Annotated in this window: 16 protein-coding genes and 1 tRNA gene; 9 read left to right on the top strand and 8 right to left on the bottom strand. The window is 47.2% G+C overall.

Features of this window, described 5'->3' with window-relative positions:
• Positions 1 to 21: 21 nt before the first annotated feature.
• Entirely contained in the window at positions 22 to 2,442 is a 2,421-nt protein-coding gene (locus LQ567_RS17150; protein WP_231006632.1) for an outer membrane beta-barrel protein, read from the top strand.
• A gap of 12 nt (positions 2,443 to 2,454) precedes the next feature.
• Complete coding sequence (locus tag LQ567_RS17145; protein WP_231006631.1) at positions 2,455 to 2,943, top strand: nuclear transport factor 2 family protein; 489 nt, start codon at positions 2,455 to 2,457, stop codon at positions 2,941 to 2,943.
• Between the two features lie 83 nt (positions 2,944 to 3,026).
• Here LQ567_RS17145 and LQ567_RS17140 read toward each other — a convergent pair whose 3' ends face one another.
• Genes LQ567_RS17140 through LQ567_RS26205 form a run of 3 tightly spaced genes read right to left on the bottom strand, consistent with a single transcriptional unit; the run spans position 3,027 to position 7,203 of the window.
• The gene (locus tag LQ567_RS17140; RefSeq protein WP_231006630.1) at positions 3,027 to 4,739 is read right to left on the bottom strand and encodes a TlpA family protein disulfide reductase; all 1,713 of its coding nucleotides are present in this window, start codon (positions 4,737 to 4,739) and stop codon (positions 3,027 to 3,029) included.
• A gap of 8 nt (positions 4,740 to 4,747) precedes the next feature.
• Entirely contained in the window at positions 4,748 to 5,503 is a 756-nt protein-coding gene (locus tag LQ567_RS17135; protein ID WP_231006629.1) for a LytR/AlgR family response regulator transcription factor, read from the bottom strand.
• Complete coding sequence (locus LQ567_RS26205) at positions 5,500 to 7,203, bottom strand: sensor histidine kinase (protein WP_231006628.1); 1,704 nt, start codon at positions 7,201 to 7,203, stop codon at positions 5,500 to 5,502. The genes LQ567_RS17135 and LQ567_RS26205 overlap by 4 nt, the downstream gene beginning before the upstream one ends.
• A 250-nt stretch (positions 7,204 to 7,453) precedes the next feature.
• On the opposite strand from LQ567_RS26205, the gene LQ567_RS17125 reads away from it, so the two are divergent.
• The 6 genes from LQ567_RS17125 to LQ567_RS17100 all read left to right on the top strand — a co-directional run bounded on the left by LQ567_RS17125 (position 7,454) and on the right by LQ567_RS17100 (position 16,065).
• Positions 7,454 to 8,779 carry a Gfo/Idh/MocA family protein gene (locus tag LQ567_RS17125; protein WP_231006627.1) on the top strand — a complete coding sequence of 442 codons (1,326 nt, stop codon included), beginning with the start codon at positions 7,454 to 7,456 and terminating at the stop codon, positions 8,777 to 8,779.
• A 106-nt stretch (positions 8,780 to 8,885) separates the two neighbouring features.
• Entirely contained in the window at positions 8,886 to 9,350 is a 465-nt protein-coding gene (locus LQ567_RS17120; protein ID WP_231006626.1) for a hypothetical protein, read from the top strand.
• Between the two features lie 24 nt (positions 9,351 to 9,374).
• On the top strand, positions 9,375 to 10,088 hold the full coding sequence (locus LQ567_RS17115; protein WP_231006625.1) for a hypothetical protein: 714 nt from the start codon (positions 9,375 to 9,377) through the stop codon (positions 10,086 to 10,088).
• Positions 10,089 to 10,305: 217 nt separating this feature from the next.
• A complete protein-coding gene (locus LQ567_RS17110) occupies positions 10,306 to 11,691 on the top strand; it encodes a deoxyguanosinetriphosphate triphosphohydrolase (protein WP_231006624.1) in 1,386 nt (461 codons plus the stop codon).
• A 936-nt stretch (positions 11,692 to 12,627) separates the two neighbouring features.
• Positions 12,628 to 14,667, top strand: coding sequence for an RCC1 domain-containing protein (locus tag LQ567_RS17105; RefSeq protein WP_231006623.1), 2,040 nt, complete (start codon positions 12,628 to 12,630; stop codon positions 14,665 to 14,667).
• A 474-nt stretch (positions 14,668 to 15,141) separates the two neighbouring features.
• Complete coding sequence (locus tag LQ567_RS17100) at positions 15,142 to 16,065, top strand: NAD(P)/FAD-dependent oxidoreductase (protein WP_231006622.1); 924 nt, start codon at positions 15,142 to 15,144, stop codon at positions 16,063 to 16,065.
• Positions 16,066 to 16,102: 37 nt separating this feature from the next.
• On the opposite strand, the gene LQ567_RS17095 is transcribed toward LQ567_RS17100, so the two are convergent.
• The 5 genes from LQ567_RS17095 to LQ567_RS17075 form a co-directional block, all read right to left on the bottom strand.
• Positions 16,103 to 16,507 carry a hypothetical protein gene (locus LQ567_RS17095; RefSeq protein ID WP_231006621.1) on the bottom strand — a complete coding sequence of 135 codons (405 nt, stop codon included), beginning with the start codon at positions 16,505 to 16,507 and terminating at the stop codon, positions 16,103 to 16,105.
• 27 nt (positions 16,508 to 16,534) lie between these two features.
• Complete coding sequence (locus LQ567_RS17090; RefSeq protein WP_231006620.1) at positions 16,535 to 17,356, bottom strand: ferritin-like domain-containing protein; 822 nt, start codon at positions 17,354 to 17,356, stop codon at positions 16,535 to 16,537.
• A 25-nt stretch (positions 17,357 to 17,381) separates the two neighbouring features.
• Entirely contained in the window at positions 17,382 to 18,101 is a 720-nt protein-coding gene (locus LQ567_RS17085) for a ferritin-like domain-containing protein (RefSeq protein ID WP_231006619.1), read from the bottom strand.
• A 234-nt stretch (positions 18,102 to 18,335) separates the two neighbouring features.
• Positions 18,336 to 19,133, bottom strand: a complete 798-nt coding sequence (locus LQ567_RS17080) for an anti-sigma factor (protein ID WP_231006618.1) — start codon at positions 19,131 to 19,133, stop codon at positions 18,336 to 18,338.
• Positions 19,134 to 19,136: 3 nt separating this feature from the next.
• Positions 19,137 to 19,676 (bottom strand): RNA polymerase sigma factor, encoded by a 540-nt coding sequence (locus LQ567_RS17075; RefSeq protein WP_231006617.1) that lies wholly within the window; start codon positions 19,674 to 19,676, stop codon positions 19,137 to 19,139.
• A 287-nt stretch (positions 19,677 to 19,963) separates the two neighbouring features.
• Here LQ567_RS17075 and LQ567_RS17070 point away from each other — a divergent pair.
• A tRNA-Thr gene (locus LQ567_RS17070) sits at positions 19,964 to 20,036 on the top strand.
• The last annotated feature ends 14 nt before the right edge of the window (positions 20,037 to 20,050 follow it).

Genomic DNA, 20,050 nt, shown 5'->3' with positions numbered 1-20,050 from the left:
TATTGCCTAACCTTTACCAGTATGAACCTTGCCATCCGCCTCCTTGCCTTGCCAGTACTGTTTATCATTTGTTACCCCTCCCGTCTCCGGGCACAGACCCCGCAAAAGCCCGCAATGCTTTCGGGTTTCGTAAAAGACAGTCTTTCAAAAGAGCCCGTGGCATTTGCCACTATTTCCGTTTTTTCAAATGCTCCGGTTCCGGACACCATCTTCCACTGCGATGAGCGGGGCTTTTTTAAAGTGATGCGGCCCGCCGCCCAACGGCTGGTTGTTACCGCAGCGGGCTATCATCAAAAAACTGTTGCGGCAGATACGGTGCTGTTATTTCCCGGATCTGTCATTTTCCTGAAACCACAATCGCAGGAATTGAAAACGGTAACGGTATCGGCTGCCCGGCCGCTGATCCGGCGTGAAGTAGACAAGCTCATCTATAATACAGAAGCCGACCCCGAAAGCAAGTTCCGCAGCACGCTGGAGATCCTGAAAAAAGTGCCTTATCTTTCTTTGGACGCACAAGGCAATTTATTATTAAAAGGGCAGTCCGGCTACCGGATCCTGGTCAATGGAAAGCCTTCCGGTATGATGGACCATAATGCCATGGAGATATTGAAAAGCCTGCCGGCATCTACGATTCAAAGCATTGAAGTGTATACCACACCTCCTTCAAAATATGATGCAGAAGGACTTTCAGGCATCATTAATATCATTACCACCCGGAAAATAGGCGCGGGTTATAAAGGAACCCTTAACCTCAATGGAAGTACTCCAACCGGCGGGCCCGGCGGAGGCTTCTCCTTTACGGCCACACATGAAAAATTTGGGGTGGAATTGTACGGCGGAGCCAATGCATCCCGCAATCCATTAGTGCACACAGGCACCAGCCGCAGCACTACCGGCGATGTTCCTACAGAACTGACGGTTTCAGGCACTAATAAAAGTAATAATCGCGGACGTTATATCGGTTCACAGTTCAGTTACGAGATCGATTCCCTGCAGTTACTTACAGCCCAGCTCAATCTTAATGGTTTCAACTCCAACGGATCCGTTTCAAGGCTTTCCATGCTGGAAGGTACGTCTTCACTATTGCAACAATTCCGCCAGCAAAATACCGCCCGCGGAAGCAACAACGGTTTTGACGGCGCGCTGAATTACCAGCTGGGTTTTAAAAAAGACAAATCAAAAATATTCACCGCTTCTTACCGCTTTATGCAGTATCAAGCAGAAAACCGTTCTGAAAACACATTCAGCGACCGGGTGCACTATGATATTTTTGATTTTAACCAACTGAACAACACGTCCACACAGGAACACACAGGTCAGGCCGATTATATTCAAAACCTGAAGCAAATAAAACTGGAAGCAGGCGTAAAAGCTATTTTCCGGCAGAACGGAAGTGATTTTCATACCCTGCAATATGTAAACAACGCGTTCCAGGAAGACCCGGAGCAGCAAAATGTGTTTACCAATCATCAAACGGTACTTTCTGCGTACAATTCCTATCAGCTGGCATTAAAACAATGGAGTTTTAAAGCCGGCGCAAGGCTGGAGCAAACCATCAACCAGATCAACTTCCAGTCTACCCATACGCAGGTAAACAAAACTTATTTCAACCTGGTTCCAACCGTTGTAATCAACCGGAACAATACCGATGGTAGCTATCTTAACCTGGGATACAGCCAGCGCCTTAAACGGCCGGGTATCAACCGCATGAATCCCTTTGTTAACCGCTCCAATCCCGATTTTGAAGAAAGCGGTAATCCCGATCTGAGGGCCACCCTGCTCCATAATTTCGACCTGAGCTATGGCTTTAACCGGAAACAGTCGGTGAATATAGGCCTCAATTACGCCTTTGCGCACAATTTCGATCTTCGGTATTCCCGGTATGACCCCGCCACACGTATTACCTATATCACCTATTCCAATTCCGGTGATATTTCGGCGCTCGTGCTGAATCTGAACCTGAACCTGGCGGTTACCAAGGCACTGAAAACGGTTATCAACGGGAACCTGGCGCATTTCTGGATTGAGTCCGATGCCGATGCCCAGGCCCAAAAGCTCACCCGCTTTATCTACTCCGCTTCCCTCAATAATACCTATACCTTTCCTAAAAACTGGGTGGCCGGCGCCGCTGCCGATTTTTATGGTAAAAACATTGCGCCCGCACAGGTACAGGGCACGGTTAACGGTTTTATTGCCACCAGCTTCAGCCTCAGTAAAACGGTACTGAATCATAAGCTGGCGTTCTCCGCCTATATCAACAACCCTTTTACCAAATACCGCAGCAGCCGCACGGAAATATCCGGTTTCAACTTTACACAAGCCGACTTTACCGAAACATACTTCCGTAAAGCCGGTATCAGTGTCAACTACAAATTTGGCAAACTGAAGCAGGATATCAAACGGGGCAAACGGGGTATTAACAACAACGATGTAGCCAATTAAAAAATCGATACAATGAAAAAAATCTTTTTAGTATTGACCCTGGCCATCTGCGCGGGCGTAACAGAGGCGCAGGAAGCTCCTCAATCAGCGTTGTTCTTACAGTTCCAGCAATACGACAGCCTGCTTTTTGAACGGGGATTTAATCATTGCGATCTCTCATCGTATGACAGTCTTGTTGCTGAAGACCTGGAATTTTATCATGACCTGGCCGGCATTACCAGGGGAAAAACAGCGTTTATCACCTCCGTAAAAAACAATATCTGTGGCAGCCCCAATAAAATTAAACGCGAGCTGGTTCCGGGAAGTCTGACCGTTTATCCGCTTTTCAAAAAGGGAACCCTGTATGGTGTACTGCAGGAAGGAGCGCATACCTTTCATGTGTTTGAGCAGCAGCAGTGGCAAAAGGTAGGCGTGGCTCGGTTCTCTCATCTATGGCTCATGGAAAACAACGCCTGGAAGCTGAAGCGGGTGGTGAGTTATCACCACAAAGCAGCGCATTAAACACCTGCGCCGGATCCCAGGCAACGTGATCCCATTTTATTTGTGCGGGCGGAATTCTTTTCTCAAGAGCTCAAACAAAGCTGCTACTTTACCCCTATTGCCTCTGCAAATTTCTCCCGGTTCAGCTCCCGCATAAAGGCGATCTTATCCGAACTGATATTGCCCTTTTGATCGATGACTATATACGTAGGATACCCGCCATTTGCATTCAGCTTTTTACGGAGTGCGTTTTCCAGTTCTTCATTGATAAAAATATGCGTACCGGCAGGCTTTAGTGTTCCGATCCTGTTTTTCCAGGTAGCTTCATCTGAGCCGGAGGTGGTACACAAATAAATATATTCCACCGGCAGGTCCTTGCTGTCTTCATGGAGTTTTTTACTATTGGTGATATCGGAAATACAGGGGCCGCACCAGGTAGCCCAGATATCGAGCACCAATGCCTTGCCGCTAAATTTCGATCTCAGGTTGGTAATCAACCCGTCGATACTGGCAATACTGTCCAGCCGGTATAACTGCGCTCCAAAGGGAAGATTTGCAACCGGTTTGCCAATAAAATAATCATCGGGGCTGGCCGGCCCGGACGATGTAAACAATTGCTGCATTTCTTTTTGACTGGAGGCAAATGTTTTCAATTCGTTTTGAACCGCTTGCTTTGTCCATCCTGTTTGCATCGCGCTTAGCAGCCGTGGAAAGGCAGTACTGAAATCGTCTTTCCCCAGTTCCATTAACGATAGTTTTAAAATATCCGTTTGTGGCTGAACGCTGTTTTTTTCCACACGCTGAACGAACTGTTCAAAATTAGCCGCCTGCACCTCGTTTTTCAGCAGCTGGTACCGGCGCAGATATAAGCGTTTAAGCGTTGCCGTTTTGTGCTCTGCCGTGGTGGCCTCCCATTCCTTTATGGAATCCAAAACAGCCTTTTGTGCGCTGTTATACGTTTGGTAGTTCAGGTAGAGCAAGTCCTGTAAACCAGGCAATGCTTTATCATCCGAAAAGGCATAGTACCGGGAAAGACTTCTATAAAAACCCGTTCCGTCATTACTCATAAAATACGGTTTGTGTGCAATGGCTTTCTGATACAGATGCTGCGATGAGCTGTCGCGTCTTTTTAAACCTACGATCGTCCAGCAGTAAAACCGGGAATCGGTTTCATTCCGTATCGCCCACTCATATTCCGGCTGATCTTTTATATAGGCATCATCCAGTTGTTTCATCGCCGCGTAAATGGAATCGGCTGTTTTCATGAACGACGGCTGGGGAATTATTTTATTCGCTGCATCCAGGCAAACCTGTACCAGCCGGGACGACAGCCCGTCGGCTTCCTCCTTGCGAAACAGCACTCTTTTACACAGTGCTTCATTCAGCGCTGCATCAGTTCCCTTAAATAAGATACCTTTTCCGTATAGATATGCTTCTCCCTTAAGCTCGCCGGCATCAATTGCGATCTCCAGGCCGGTATTTACCAGAACACCTGTGTACAGATACCCTTCAATGCTCAGCCAAACCTGTTGATAGGGCAGGTTTTCATTCATTTTTATAACCGCCCGCCCCTTATCGTCAAGCGTGGTATAATAGGTTGTTTGTGTTGCAGTGCCTAAATGCACTGCCGTATATTTTACCTTAGTACCGCTTAACGGTTTAGCAGCGTGCACAATGCTGATCTTCAATTCCGGAGTTTTTCTTGCCCGGAGATAATGGTCCATCCGTTCGTCTTCAACAGGCAGCGGCCGGGAACCATTTTGCGCAAATAACGATACGGATATAGCCCATACCGCCAACGTAGTCAGGATTTTCATAACATTGTTTATTTAAGGTGAATCAGTATGCTTGCCAGGATCTCTTTCTTGCTTCTTGCAACCGGTACTTCCTCTCCGTTATCCAATACCAGGTAGCCCCCGTCGTCCTTTACCCAGCTTTTTATATAGGCCTTATTTACCAGGTGCGACTGGTGGCAACGCAAAAAGCCAAAGTCGGACAAAAGCTCTTCATACTCATAAATGGGGCGGGAGACCATTATTTTTTCCTTGTTGGACAGGTAAAAACTGGTATACACATTGGACGATTCGCAACGTACAATTTCCTTTGGATGCACAAAGCGGGTTTCCTTGGCCGTTGGCAATGCCAGTTTATGTGTTGATCGCTCCTCGCGGTTACGGATCAGCTGCAGCAGGTTTTCCAGTTCGCGGTTCTGCATTTTTTCGCTGATGCGATGCCCCGCTTTTTGTACGGCGGTTTTTAGTTCTTCTATATTCAGCGGCTTTAGCAGGTAATCCACGGCCGAAAATTTAATCGCCAGGATGCCGTATTGGTCATAAGCGGTAATCAGTATGATCTCGAAGAAATGGGTAGGCAGTTCCTGCAGCATCTGAAACCCGTTCTTGCCCGGCATTTGTATATCCAGGAAAACAAGGTCCGGCTTCAGGCTTCTGATGAGCGTAGCTCCGTCATCCGCATTCATTGCAATGCCCGCAATATGCACCTGTGGGCAATATTGGTGCAGTAACCCTTCCAGGTTATCAATATTATTCCGTTCGTCATCTATAATGACAGCCTGTATCATAGTAGCCAGTTTTTAAAATAAATGGTGCCCGTTGTTCCTTTTTCGCCGCTATCAAATGAAAGCCGGATCTGTTGCTGGTGCAGGGTTTCATTCAGTAATGCAATCCGCTCCCTGGTCAGTCTCAGGCCAAAGCCTGCTGTTTCCTTCACTGCATCAAAGCCTTTTCCATTATCTGTTACCGTTGCAACCAGCGCATCTGCTGCCTTTTTAAAATCAATTTGCAGGCAGCCTTTCTCCTGCAACCCGGCAATACCATGTTTAACGGCGTTTTCTACGAGTGGCTGCAGCAGCAGTGCGGGTACTTCCACCGCATTGCGATCAATCGCATCATCCACCGCTATCTGATACCTGAATCCAAAACGCAGTTGCTCCAGGTTGAGGTACTTTTGCAGGATCTCCGTTTCATGAGCAATGCTGATCATTTCCCGGTCGCTACCGTTTAAGGATTCACGCATCAGCGTACTGAATTCCGACAGGTACTGATGTGCGCCTGCCGTATCATTTTTGGTGATGAGGCCCTGTATCGAGTTCAGCGCGTTAAATACAAAATGTGGATTAAACTGGGACCGGATGGATTTCAATTCCGTAGAAACCCGTTGCTTTTGTAAAGCAGCCGCTTTTAATTTTTTACGCTGAAGCCAGTTGATATATAGGATGATCACAAACGCAACGATGATCATTGCTATAATGCCGGTAAGTATTTTAAACCCAAGGGTCTGGTACCAGGCCGGAAGAATGGTAAACGGGTAGCGGGAAATACTTTGCCGTTGAAACGCATAGCGAAGCAGCAGGGTATAGTTACCTGGCGGCAGTTGCTGAAAACGAATAACACTTGGATCAAAACGATTTCCTTTCCATCCTGCACTATCCGCTCCTTTTACTAAATTATACTCTACCAAACTATCATACTTCACTTTGTCTTTCAGATAAAAAAAGAGCGTATTGTCCTGGTGCTTAAAAACGTCCGGCTTTTTTAACAGACTGTCTACCGGGTTCATTTTAATATCACCGTAATAGGTTAACTGATTGGGCTTATAAAAATCATGCTTCCACTGATATTTATATACTTCAAGAAATTCTTTAATTGTTGCTGAGGTAAAAACGGAAATAACGGATGGGCTGCGTTTTATCCACACAGCCGAAATGGCGTAGGCCGTATCCGGTATCTTTATATTACGTACCTCAACCGTTAAACTGCTGCCAACAGGTGCAACAAATTCTCCAAGTAAGGCCATTTCCTTTTGTTCTGTACCATCGGCATTATAGCGATAATAGGTCATCACCCGTGAAAAAAGCCGGACCTCTTGCCAGGGCAGTACCACCTTATTTTTATCCTGTATTACTCTAAACTGATACAAGGATTTATTGGAAGGATTAATGCCATACGCGGCCACCAGCATTGGCATAGAATCATACAGCGGTACAGCCGTTACATTATAAAAGCCGCCACGGCTTTCCATACCCCCGTTTATAGGGTTGGTAAATTTAAAGCCCTTCAGTTCCGGTAGCCGTTCCTTGAGGTTTAAGGCGGTTCCTACATACAGCGCGTTGGAGTGAAAAACAGATAAAATAATATTGTTATAAGGCCCTTTATGTTTTATTCCAGAAGGCTTCGGCAGTTCAAAGGTTTCAAACCGGCTTCTTATGTCATCGCCGTTCAACTTTCCTCTGAACAGCGGGTGCACAGAATCAATATTCACGATTTGTCCCGTGGAACTTATGGCAAATACCGTCAGAAAAATAAAAAAATGAATCCCTTTTAACATGTCTTCAATCTTACAACAAAACAACAGCATTTTCCGTTGTTTTTCGAATCCCGACTTGAAAACGGTTCGAACAGGTTTGAATAAGGTCGGATACACCGCTTTCTTCTGATGAAATCATGAGAAAAGAAAGATTATTGTAATCGATTACATTATTTGTATATTTGACCGAATAAAACCGTTTGCCATGCATTCAAGAAGAAAATTTATTGCCCACTCCTCGGTATTAGCGCTGGGAGGCCTGGCGTTGCAATCATTTAACACAAAGAATTTTTCCGGCGTTCATAAAACCGCCGCCGACCAGATCCGGATCGGCGCCATCGGTATCAACGGGATGGGATGGGCGGACACCCTTTCCATGCTCAAAAACCCTGGGGTAACACTTGCCGCGCTTTGCGATGTGGACAAAAATGTGCTGGATAACCGGATGCGTGAGCTTTCAAAAATGAATATCGATACGTCCAGCATCAAAACCTATACCGACTACCGCTCGTTGCTGGACCGTAAGGATATCGACGCCGTGATCATTGGCACTCCCGATCACTGGCACGCGTTGATCATGATCCACGCTGTACAGGCAGGAAAGGACGTATACGTGGAAAAACCGGTAGGTAACTCCATTGCCGAATGCAGGGCCATGGTAGCGGCACAGGAAAAATACAATAAGGTGGTACAGGCGGGACAATGGCAGCGCAGCCAGCAGCATTTCCGCGATGCCGTGGACTTTATCCGCTCCGGTCAGCTGGGAAATATCCGTACGGTAAAAGTATGGTGTTACCAGGGATGGATGAAACCCGGTCCAAAAGTGGCAGATAGTGCACCGCCTCCCGGCGTGGATTATAAACGTTGGCTGGGCCCGGCCAAAACAAGGCCCTTTAATTCCAGCCGGTTTCATTTTAACTTCCGCTGGTTTTGGGATTATGCCGGTGGACTCATGACCGATTGGGGCGTGCACCTGATGGACTATGCCATCTTTGGTATGGATGCCCCGGTGCCCAAAACCGTTTCTGCGCTCGGAGGTGATTTTGCCTATCCGGATCTTTACCAGGAAACACCGGATACATTGGCGGCGCTTTACCAGTTTGACAATTTTAACCTGATCTGGGATCATGCTATGGGCATCGATAACGGGCTGTATGGAAAGGATCACGGCATTGCCTTTATTGGCAACAATGCCACCCTGGAACTGGACCGTGGCGGATGGGAGGTATTGGAGGAAAAACGCAGCGATAAAAAAGTAAGCATACAGCGCAAAGGTCCTTCTGACAATGGTTTGGACAAGCATACTCAGAATTTTATCAACGTGGTGCGCTCGCGCAAACTGGCCGATCTTAATTGCCCCATTCAAACCGGCGCTCATATTGCCACCGTTTGCCAGATGGGTAATATTGCCTTCCGCAGTCAATCGAAGGTTACCTGGGATAAAACCACCAACCGTTTTACAGACAGCAAGCTGAATGCGTCTTATTTTATGGCCCCTTATCATAACGGCTACCAGCTACCCAAAATATAGCCACCGCTTAACCCCGGTTATTTTTTTTAATACCCCGGGCGGATCTGTATATTTTTTTGGACAGCTCCGCCCTTTTCCATTCCTTTGAAAGGAATAAACGACACCGATGCTATTCATCAAACGCCTTGCACCTTTTTTTCTTGCTGCTTTTTTTATATTGAACACACATCCGGCCCAGGCCCGCCTTAAAATTCCGTTCGGAAACCGGGAAGTACTCCAAACAGCCGCCGATCTGCCGGATACCGATGCCTATCTTTTGCCGGACAATAAACACTATCTGGACCTGGGTGTGCTGCACGAAGAATATAATATCGCCTACATCCTTCCGTTATGGGTCACCAAAGAACCGCGGCTGGTGGGCTATGATAAAAAGAGCGATACGTTTTATGAGCTCACCGGTGAACAGCTCCGGGAGATTTTATCGGAAAACAAGCTGGAAGAAAAAAAACTGCTGCGCCTGGGCTTTTACACCCGTTACGGGGGAAAGCTGGTAGGACTGCTGTTGCTTTCACTGATCATTTATGGGTTCCTGCCATCCAAACCAAAAACGATCACACCTCAACGTGTTTGATTCTATTCATTAAAACAACATACCATGTCAACCATCATCTACGTAGTTATTTTCTTTGTCATTTTTTATGCGGTGGCCATCTTCTGGTGGAGATCCCAACGCAACAAATCGAAGAATGCCTTTGCCAACCTGGATCTTTCCCGCGAAGCCCGCAGTGCCCCGCAATACCAGCAGGAACTGATGAACGGTGATTATGCCTTTCTGAAAAAGCAGATGAACACCCTGCCCATTGATGCATTTACTACGGCCGCCAGCGAATATACCGCAACAGACCGTGCAAAAGATCTGGGTAAAGATGCCCTGAAAAGCCTGGCCACCCTGGGTACCGTAAAGTTCACTACCGTAACCACACCCAAATACCTTGTATTGAGCGGAGACGAATTGCATTTATTTGATACCAATAAGGACGGGGATATCGACAAACACCTGGTTTTTGACCGGTTGCGCCTGCAGCAGTCCACCCTCTCCGAAATACCGCTATCTGGCAGCTCCTGGAAACATATAAAATACGGCGACTATGCACTCCGGTCCTATAAACTGGAACTGAATACCGATCAGCAACCGGTAACCCTGCTGCTATATAGCGGTCTTGTAAATGTAAGTCCCAACAACGCTGCCTTCCTGTCTATGAATGCCAATAAACAGGTACAGGAATTTGTGGTGGGCAATTATTTTTTAAACAAGCTGGGCGAACAGTACCCGCATTTAAAAGTGCCAACATACCTCCCTGTTGTTTAATACAACCGGTTCCAATAAAAAAAGCATGGCGGCGCGTCATGCTTTTTTTATGGCTGCATCATTACCGCGGAATGCCGGTTTTTACTTTTCCTTCTCCTTTCTGTTAGATCGTACACAAAAAAAATGCACAGGAACGGCAACAGCCTCAGAGCCCCAAAACAGTTCTCAGTGTTTGCCATCCAGGAGGATTATCGCAACAAGGCTTAAATTTGCGATTATGGCAATGACATGGAATAATTGTTTTTCTTCGAACCGGTATGGGATTGATAAGGCAACCCAGGATATCCGCAGCGATTTTGAACGCGATTGGGACCGCATTATTTTTTCCAGCCCTTTCAGAAGGCTGCAGAATAAAACACAGGTCTTTCCCCTGCCGGAAGAAATTTTCGTGCATAACCGCCTTACCCATTCGCTGGAAGTAGCCAGCGTTGGCCGTTCGCTGGGAGGTTTGATCGGCGAAAAGATCGCCACATTGCCAGATGTGGAAAAAGATCCGTATGCCGCCACTTTTTATACAAACGATCTGAAATACGTGATCGCTGCGGCCTGCCTGGCACACGATATGGGCAATCCTGCCTTCGGACATTCGGGAGAAGATGCCATTTCCAAATACTTTAAAAAACGAGACCGGTCTAACCAGCCCGATGATATCGCCTTTAAGCAATTGTTCAGCCCCGCTGAATGGAAGGACCTCATTACCTTCGAGGGCAATGCGAATGCGCTTCGCATCCTTACCATGAAACAAAGCGGCCGTATGAAGGGCGGCTTCCGGCTCACCTACAGTACCCTGGGTTCCATCATCAAGTATCCCTGTGAGTCGCGGGCTTCTGTAAAAGGCATCACACACCGGAAAAAATACGGGTATTTTAAAATTGATGAAGCCGTATTCCTTGATATCGCACAGGAGCTGCATATGATCCGCGATACTGAAACAGGTGCAGAAGTAACGTATAAGCGCCACCCCTTTGTATTCCTTGTTGAAGCCGCAGATGACATCTGTTATAATATCATTGATTTTGAAGACGCCCACCGTTTGGGCATCCTGAGCTATGATGAAGTGCGGGAACAGTTTTTATCCATTATTGCCGCAGACCCCAAAGCGAAGATGGATTCGGTAACAAGAGTAGCCGATGATCTGCATGGCGACCCCAATGAATCCATTGCCTATTTACGGGCGAAGTCCATCGGAACCCTGATTTATAAATGTACCGGTGTGTTCTGGCAAAACCGGGAGGCCATCCTGGCCGGAACTTTTGAAAAGAGTCTGATCGATGCGATTCCGGAACTGGAACAGCCGCTGAAAAAAATTGCTGCAATCTCCCGGCAAAAGATCTATAATGCCCGCAAGGTAGTGGAACTGGAGATCGCCGGTTTCCGGATCATGTCTGGCCTGGTAGAAGACTTTGTTACAGCGGCCTTAACCCCGGCCGTACTGCGGGAAAAAGAGCATCAGAAAATACTGGAGCTGCTACCCACGCAATATACGTTTGATGAAACCGGCAGCCCTTACACCAAGGTGATGCATATCCTTGATTTTATTTCCGGCATGACAGATGTATATGCCTTAAAATTATACCGAAAGCTCAGGGGAATCGAAATGTAAGCGGTCCCATTCAAATCAATACACGCCGCCCTTCCTGCATAACAGCATGGCCTCTAAACCGGCAATAACGAACGGTAATACAGGTATGCCTTTGCCTGCTTTAACGATCACGCCCGCAATAAAAGATCTTAAAAAATCCTTACCTACTCGCATAAAACGCCTGAAAGCCTTGTCCCTGCTGCATTTCAGCCGATTTTTCAAAAATACAGCACATTAAAATTTTCAAACCCGGTAATGAGTCATCCAATAATTAATCGGACTTATCGAATAAACAATGGCACTCATCGAATTCTCTTGCACCAGAATTACAATCCATTTATTTTCGCATCCGATTAACAACAAACAGGAATTTTAGCCTAAAACTGTTTCATATGAACGAACAGTTGCCGGAAATAACACGATCAACATTGTAGCAAAAACGATGCTGATAAATAACCCCGGATAACGCTAAAATAAATGCTTACGCGAGGATCTTACATCAGGACGCTGGTGCTCCTTATACCTTTTTGATCTGTTATAGACATCTTATGGATGATCAATCCGGCCAATTGTGACCCCATCGGATATCTGCCAGGCTTATACCCTCCAAGCAAGCTTTGGATCCGGTATGGATCATAGCGCAACTATGAACAGGACCCCTATGCGATCGCTATATCGCAATACCGTACCCGAGCGCTTAAATGGGTTAAAGGCAGGCTCTCTTGAAAACTTACCGCCTTTAATCAAACATAAGGCACTGTCTGCATCCTGAAGCAGGAACACTGGTTCCCTGTTGCCGGAACAGATGGAGTGGCAATGGCTTTGAGCTTATGCTGAATGCTGTTGCAAAAAGTTCATACGGATTGGCATATACAGCTCCGCCCGATTACTGCGCCCTGTCTTGCCCGTCATCACCCGGTTCAACATAGATTCTAAAAAATAAAACTGAATTTGAAAATGACACGAAGAAAAATTACAACCACAGCATTATCCGCACTGCTCTGTGTATTGCTTTCGGGCTTCTACAGCTCTGCTGCCAAAGCCCAATGTACCAATTGCGGTAACTCTTATCTGAACGTTACAGATATCAGCTCCATCGATTATGATAACATGGTGAGCCTGTTTCACAGCACGCTTACCAAACAAGCCAGCGGCAAAGTATTGGTTTGGGGTGAACGTACAAAGAGCAACGGCACCGGTAGCAACCTGGTACCGGCCGAATTGAACAATGCCAACTATTCAGGACTTACAGGAGATATTTTAAAAATTGCCGGCGGTAGTAACAGTCAGAACTACGCACAGTTCGCCGTTTTAACAACCACTGGTCTTTTTATCTGGGGTGATGAAGGTGCTCTTGTAAGCAGCTCCTTCAAAAGCGGAACCAGCTTTGCAAAAGTGAACGGAGGCCTGCCTTCCGGTGTAAACCCTGCAGACGTTAAGATGCTGTTTGGTACCTATCAAACCCTGGCCCTTCTTACCTGCTCGGGTAATGTATGGGTATTATCACAAAACAACGATATGCGTGGAGCCGGCAACGGTGCTAACTCATCCTCTACCTGGTACCAGGTAACTGAATCCGGAAGCGGAAACCCCGTGCTCAGCAATGTAGTTGCTGTACGTGGCGCTCCCGGTGGTTTAATGGCGCAGAAAGGGGACGGTACCGTATGGACCTGGGGACGGGATGTGTACCTGGGTAACGCAAGCGATGTTGACAGCCGCAACCGTGCCGCCAAAATGACCCTGACCTACTCCGGCAATACCTTCACGCCCAAAATGATCGGGATGACCGGTACCACCGGCAGAAGCAGCCATTACATCCTGGGTACCGACGGTTATATTTACAGCCTGGGTGATAACAGCTACCGGCAGCTGGGAGATCGCAGCACCAGTGAAAGAAAATCCTGGGTACGCGTAAAATCAGGCAGCAATACCGACCTTGGAAACATCGCCTGGATCAGTCCTAACGAACATGACAACTATGGTGTAAGTGCCGTGAATGCGATTACCAATACCGGAGCAGTATGGGCCTGGGGCAGCAATGAGCGGAATATGCTGGGACTGGGAGATGCGAACAGCAATTATAATCCTACCACGCCTCCCGGCGGACTTAGCGGTTCTGACCTGATTGTGGCAGTTGAAACCGGTGGACATACATCCATGGTGGTTAAAAAATGTAGCGGACGTTATGGTTATGTAGGGCACAGGGTACATGGCAGCATGGCCGATGGTTCTGATGCAAACGAAAACGAAACGACTTACAACTTCTCTGCAACTGCAGTAATGGATATCTGCGGAGCAAGCTCCGGAGCCACTACCTTATTCCCTCCACAGGGTACCGTACATATCGGCGACCAGTTCCAACTGGACTATTCACCAGCCGGCGGAACCTTTACGGTAACAGGTCCTGCAACCATTACACAAACCGGGTTGCTGACCATCACCGGAAAGAATGCAGGTATTAAAGTAACTTATACGGCCACCGGAGATTGCGGTACCACTTCTTCTGAGATCACGATCAAAGCTGAGGATATCTTTTTACCGGCAACATTTGATAAAGTAAGTGCAAGCATCCAGGGAAGTCAGCTCCAGGTAAACTTTACCACGCTTACAGAACAGAACAACAGTCACTTTGAAATTGAAGCTTCAAAAGACGGTAAGGAATTTGTAAAAATTGGTGAAGTAAAAAGCACTGCAATCAACGGAAGCTCCAATATGCCAATCAGCTACAACTTTAACATGAGCCAGAGCGCCGCTACCGGACTGCTGGGTATGTCTGTTGCCGTACTGGCCTTTGCCGCACTGCTGGTAAACCGCCGGAACAAATGGATGCTGATGCTTGCTGTAATGCTGGGCACCGGTATCTTTGGCGCTACCTCCTGTAAAAAACAGGAAGCAACATCCATCGATAATAATACCAAGCTGTTCATCCGCATCAAACAGGTAGATAAAGATGGCGGATATAGCTTCAGTAAAGTAATACAAGCCGTACAGGAATAATAGAGGCCGGTTTACCGCCAGCACCTTCCGTGATCCGGCGATAGACCAGCGCAACTCCTGTTGCATGCAAGCCCCCCGTGTAAGCGATTACCGGGGGGCTTGTTGTTTCCGGCACCGGCACAGCAGCCTCCTGGTTATTAAAAAGGTTTTATTCATTGCAGTGCTTCCACATTTTAGAATCATTATAAAACCGCAGGTAGCAAGGTGGCTCAAGACCTTACAAACTATAAAGACTATTTCTTCATCTTTATTTTTTTTTAAGCCCTCCCGGTGATACGCACCCCTGGCAATGCAGCATTGCAGCTTCCGGCACATCGCGGTAACATTCGTTTATCGATTCAACGACCAGCCTCCGCTTAATTGATTTGCAACAATGTTGCATAAATGAATAATAAATGGTAGCTTTGCTTTTTAAGCAGGGATGGGAAGTTGATAAACGGATCCGCTCTGCAATCAACCGCTTAAATTATTTTTATGGACGCAAACAACAACTTTGATGTAGTAATCATAGGAGGCAGTTATGCCGGTCTTTCTGCAGCAATGGCGCTGGGCCGGTCTTTAAAGAATGTACTCATACTGGATAGCGGCACACCCTGTAATGCCGTTACGCCACATTCACACAACTTTCTTACGCAGGATGGCAGCTCGCCGGCTGAAATAGCTACACTTGCCCGGCAACAGGTGGCGCGGTACGATACGGTGCAGTTCCGTACCGATCCCGCAACAAAGGCAACTATATCCGGTCATCATTTTGCGGTATCAACGCAATCGGGGCAAAGGTTTCAAAGCCGGAAGCTGATCTTTGCAACAGGGATCAAGGACCTGCTACCTGCTATCAAAGGTTTTGCTGACTGCTGGGGAAAATCGGTGATTCATTGTCCGTATTGTCATGGTTATGAATACCGCAACCAAAAAACGGGCATCCTTGCAAACGGATCCGTTGCGCTGCACCTGGCAACGCTGGTTTGCAACCTTACAGACCACCTAACGGTATTTACAAATGGAACACCCCAATTTACCGCGGAAGAAGCACAACGGTTGCTGCAACGGAATATTGCCGTAGTGCAAACGGAAATCAGGGAACTGCAGCACTCAGGCGGTCAACTACAGCAGGTGATCCTTTCAGACGGCGTGGCCATACCCTTAAAGGCTTTATATGCCCGCGTAGCGTTTGAACAGCAAACACCCTTGCCTGCAGCACTCGGCTGCTCCTTTGCAGAGCAAGGGCATATCCTGGTAGACGGTATGCAAAAGACCACGGTTCCCGGAGTCTTTGCCTGCGGGGATGCGGTATCACCCATGCGTTCTGTAGCCAATGCCGTGGCAGGCGGTAATCTTGCAGGAGCCATGGCCAACCATGAGCTTTCGCAGGAAGACTTTATAATACCGGCATCATAAAAAAAAGAGGCAGTAGCCTCTTTTTTTATCTCCGTTTTTAGTCGTTCACCCACAATGTCCAATGCTGGTCGAACTTGTACCATTTACCATCGGAGCCCTGCCATTTCCATTCAGGAACGGCATCCCATTGCTTACCATCGGTACTCCACACCAGTTTGCCTTTGTAGATCTTCAGCCATTTGCCGTCTTTATCCATCCAGGCTCCGTCTTCAACAGCCGCCCATTGCTTACCATCGGTACTCCACCAGAGTTTGGCCATCTTATCGATCTTATACCAGTAGGTTGTGCCATCCTTTACTCCCGGCCAGGCCTGGTTCGCTACTTTTTTCCACCCGGCCTTTTTTGAACTGTACGCTGAAGAAACGGCATTGCCCGCGTTCAGCTCGTTTATCAATACACTGTTTAGCATAAAACAGGCAACGATCAATATTCCTTTTTTCATATTTCTGTTTTTAAAATTTATAATGCATTATTGTTTGATAAATGGTTGTACAATGGCGATTACCTGGTCATAGGTAAGCGGTTCGTCAAAACTTTCAGATGCCGCATTGGCGCTTACAAAGCCGGTGAGATCAATTCCAGCCTGGGTAGTAAGTTCCTCCCCGTTATAGCTTTTCTGTACCGCATCATCATCAATTCCCCCGGGATTCTTTCCCGTGATCCAGGGTTTGATGGTTGCATCGTTGGTTCGCGCACGCCGCATCTGACGTATATGTGATGCGTGCCGTGCTTCCACCGAATGAATATTCAGTGCAGCAGTAAGTACGGTATTATTGCTCATGAGTACACCAGCCTGTCCCTTGTAGGCGCGCACCCCTGTATCTTCAAAGGTTTGGGCCACCGCCAGTAATACATCGTAGTTTGAAAATACCGTTGCAAAATGTCCGCCCGCGGTAAAATCGAAGGTGGGTTTGGACACGGGTGTTGCACCCAGTTGTTTGATCACTGCTGTTAAAAAAGCCACGTGTTGGTTCTCATGGTCGCGGATGGTAGTCAAAGCACCCGTAGGCGCTCCGCCCGGTATGATACCCGAAGCCACTGCCTTGGTATAGAATTCTGCCTCCAGGTATTCCAGGGTAAGGGCATATTGTAACACGCCTGTTATATCCGCCGGAGCGGACTGGCTGTAAGCCTTATTTAAAAGTCCGCCCAGGGCCAGTGGCACCGCTGCCAGTGCAAGCTTTCCCCCAATGCCGGCAAAATTGCGGATCGCTTTCCGGCGGGAGTCTATCCGGCCGTAGATATCCGGATCTATTTTTTCCATGTTGCTGAATAGTTGATACAGGTTCATACGATTTGTTTTAAAAAATGAACGATCAGGATTTAGGTAAATTGCCGCCCCATAGTTTGGAAGTAAGGAAAGACTGTGCGATCATTAATACGTCGGCCGGTGTCTTTGCCTGGTCCATACCATTGGCGTCGATAATGGTATTGTCGGCAAATGAGCCGTTGCTGATAAGATCACGTATATAGGCTGCGTGGCGGGCTTCAACGGAAACGATCTTTCCCGCCAGCAACAAATAATTTTTATCATCAATGAGTGCTCCGGCACCGTTATAGGCCGACACGCCCAGGTCTTCAAATGCTTTTGCGGTGGCCAGCACTGCATCCCTTTTACTAAAATCGATCCCTGAGAAATTTACATTTAGTGCGGGGATGGCGGCCGCCCCAAGTGCTTTTTTAAAAAACTCCCGGTGTGCCACTTCATGATCCCGGATATCTGTAAGCAACGCCGTTTCGGCAGCCGTTATTCCGGAATACGGCGATTGGGCAACCTTTGTATAAAAAGCGGCCTCCAATTGTTCCAGTGCATAGGCGTAGTTGAGGATGCCGGTATCGCCTTTTCCAAGATCAATGCTGCCCGGAGGTACCCTGTTGCCCATACCATCATCGTCCTTGTTGCAGGAAGCAATAGCGGCAATACCCAGACTGCCGATACCCAGTGCGGAAAGGAATTTTTTCCGGCTTACAGTTTTATTGAATGCCGCTTCTTCTCCAGGAAGTGCCGGCTGTAAACGGATGGAATCATTTTTCATGTCTGTATATTTTTAGATGTTGTGAGGAACGGTTTAATATAGATATATACGCATACTTTTAGCAACCGGATTGCGTAATGCAACTATTTTTTGTGAGGATGCTGAACAGACGGCAAATCATGCCCATAAAAAAAGAGCCGTATTACTACAGCTCCTTTTCTGAATATATGTTACTTGAATATAACGTTAATAGATACGTATCCGGAAGGCATTTGGTTTTACATTCTCCTTATTTTATCCGGGAACCTTTCCCATTGCCTGTAGCTGGTCAAGGGACGGAGTGGGATTACCGCCCGTTTTTTCCAATGTAATGGCAAAGGCCTGTGCATTGTCAATCGGTTTCAGCAAACAGAATGTGGCACAATCACCGATAACGCCGGCGTCTACCGGTGTTCCGTTTACCAGGGCCCAAAGCTGGTATTGCTTATCACGGGGGGGCGTGGGCAGGCCCTTTATCATCAGGTGTACTTCCTTATTGGTTTTATTCCATATCACCACGGCTTTGGTAGAGGCCGTTTCTTTGATACCGGTTAATGCTATTTTCAATGAGGCCGGATCGGAAAAAAGCTGCAAGCCGGTATTCAGTTCTTCGGCCCTTGTACGGAGTGTACCGTTCTGCGTATACAGCTGGCTGCGCTCCATTGCAAGATCTTTGTTTTCCCGTTCCAGTATTTTTACCCGTTGATACGCGTAAATATTATACCCCACGCTGGCAATGATCAGTACTGCTGCCGCCGCTGCCAGCGGTTTCGAAAATCTAATGACCTTTCTGCCGCCAGCCGTATCAGCGGTAATAGCCGGTTGTGGATGGAGGGGTAGCTTTTTAAATAGTTGTTCTTTGACTCCGCCGTCCACAGGAACCGCATTTTTCCGGGCGGCCAATTCCAGCTCCTGTTCAAAGTCCAGGATTGCGGCATTCAACTCAGGATATAGAGCACGCATCCGCTCCAGCGTAGCCATCTCTTCCGGATCCGCGAGGCCCAGCACGTAGCTCTCAATAATACCACTCTTTATGTATTCCTGAATATCCACCTTTTATTTAATAAATTTTCTTAGTTCGATCAACGCGGCCCGTAGCCTTGTTTTTACGGTACCCACCGGCATGCCGGTTTCGGCGGCAATATCACTGTGGCTCATACCTTCAAAATACGCCAATTCAATCACCTGGCGGTATTCTTCCCGTAGATTTTTTACCGCTCCCCTTAAGCCGATGGTATCCATATTCCATCCGGATGTTGCGGGAATTGTATGCGCCGCTCCTGAAAGCTCCCTATGCTGCTGGGTATTTTTCCAGTTCCGGCTGCGCAGCATGTCAATTGCGGTATTCCGTGCCACCGCAGCCAGCCATGTAAACAGGCGGCCTTTGGAAGCATCATATGCCTGCACCTGGTTCCATATTTTTACAAAACACTCCTGCAATGCATCCAGGGCATACTGTTCGTCTGTAACAAAGCTACAGATGATTCCATTCAATGATGCGGCATAATGATCATACAGGTACCCGAACGCCTGGGCATCCCGTTGTTTTAAAAGCAGCACCAGCTCATCCTCACGGTATGTATGTTCCTTATTCAAGTATTACAGGCATCAGAAATACAATATACGTAATAAACAGAAGGCCGGATTTCTGATCGTAAAAAAAACGGTACTTTTTTTTCAGGCAGGCGGGCATCTTGCAGGAGCCATGGTCAACCATGAGCTTTCGCAGGAAGACTCTGGAGAAAATGTAAAATGAAGCATCCTAAAAAAAAGAGGAGGAGTGCGATTCATTTTCACATATGAGGCCCGCACATCCAAACAGCAGTGCTTCATCCCTTAATTTTAAACTTTTTATTCGTTAATTTTACAGTCCCGAGGGGTATGCCATCCTAGCTCAGTTGGTAGAGCAGCTGTTTCGTAAATAGCAGGTCGTGGGTTCGAGTCCCATGGTTGGCTCATAAAAACAGGAA

The sequence above is a fragment of the Niabella pedocola genome (assembly GCF_021044425.1).
Taxonomy (GTDB): Bacteria; Bacteroidota; Bacteroidia; order Chitinophagales; family Chitinophagaceae; genus Niabella; species Niabella pedocola.
The sequence above is the reverse complement of the archived record's forward strand: the minus strand, read 5'-3'. Positions and strand labels throughout refer to the sequence as shown.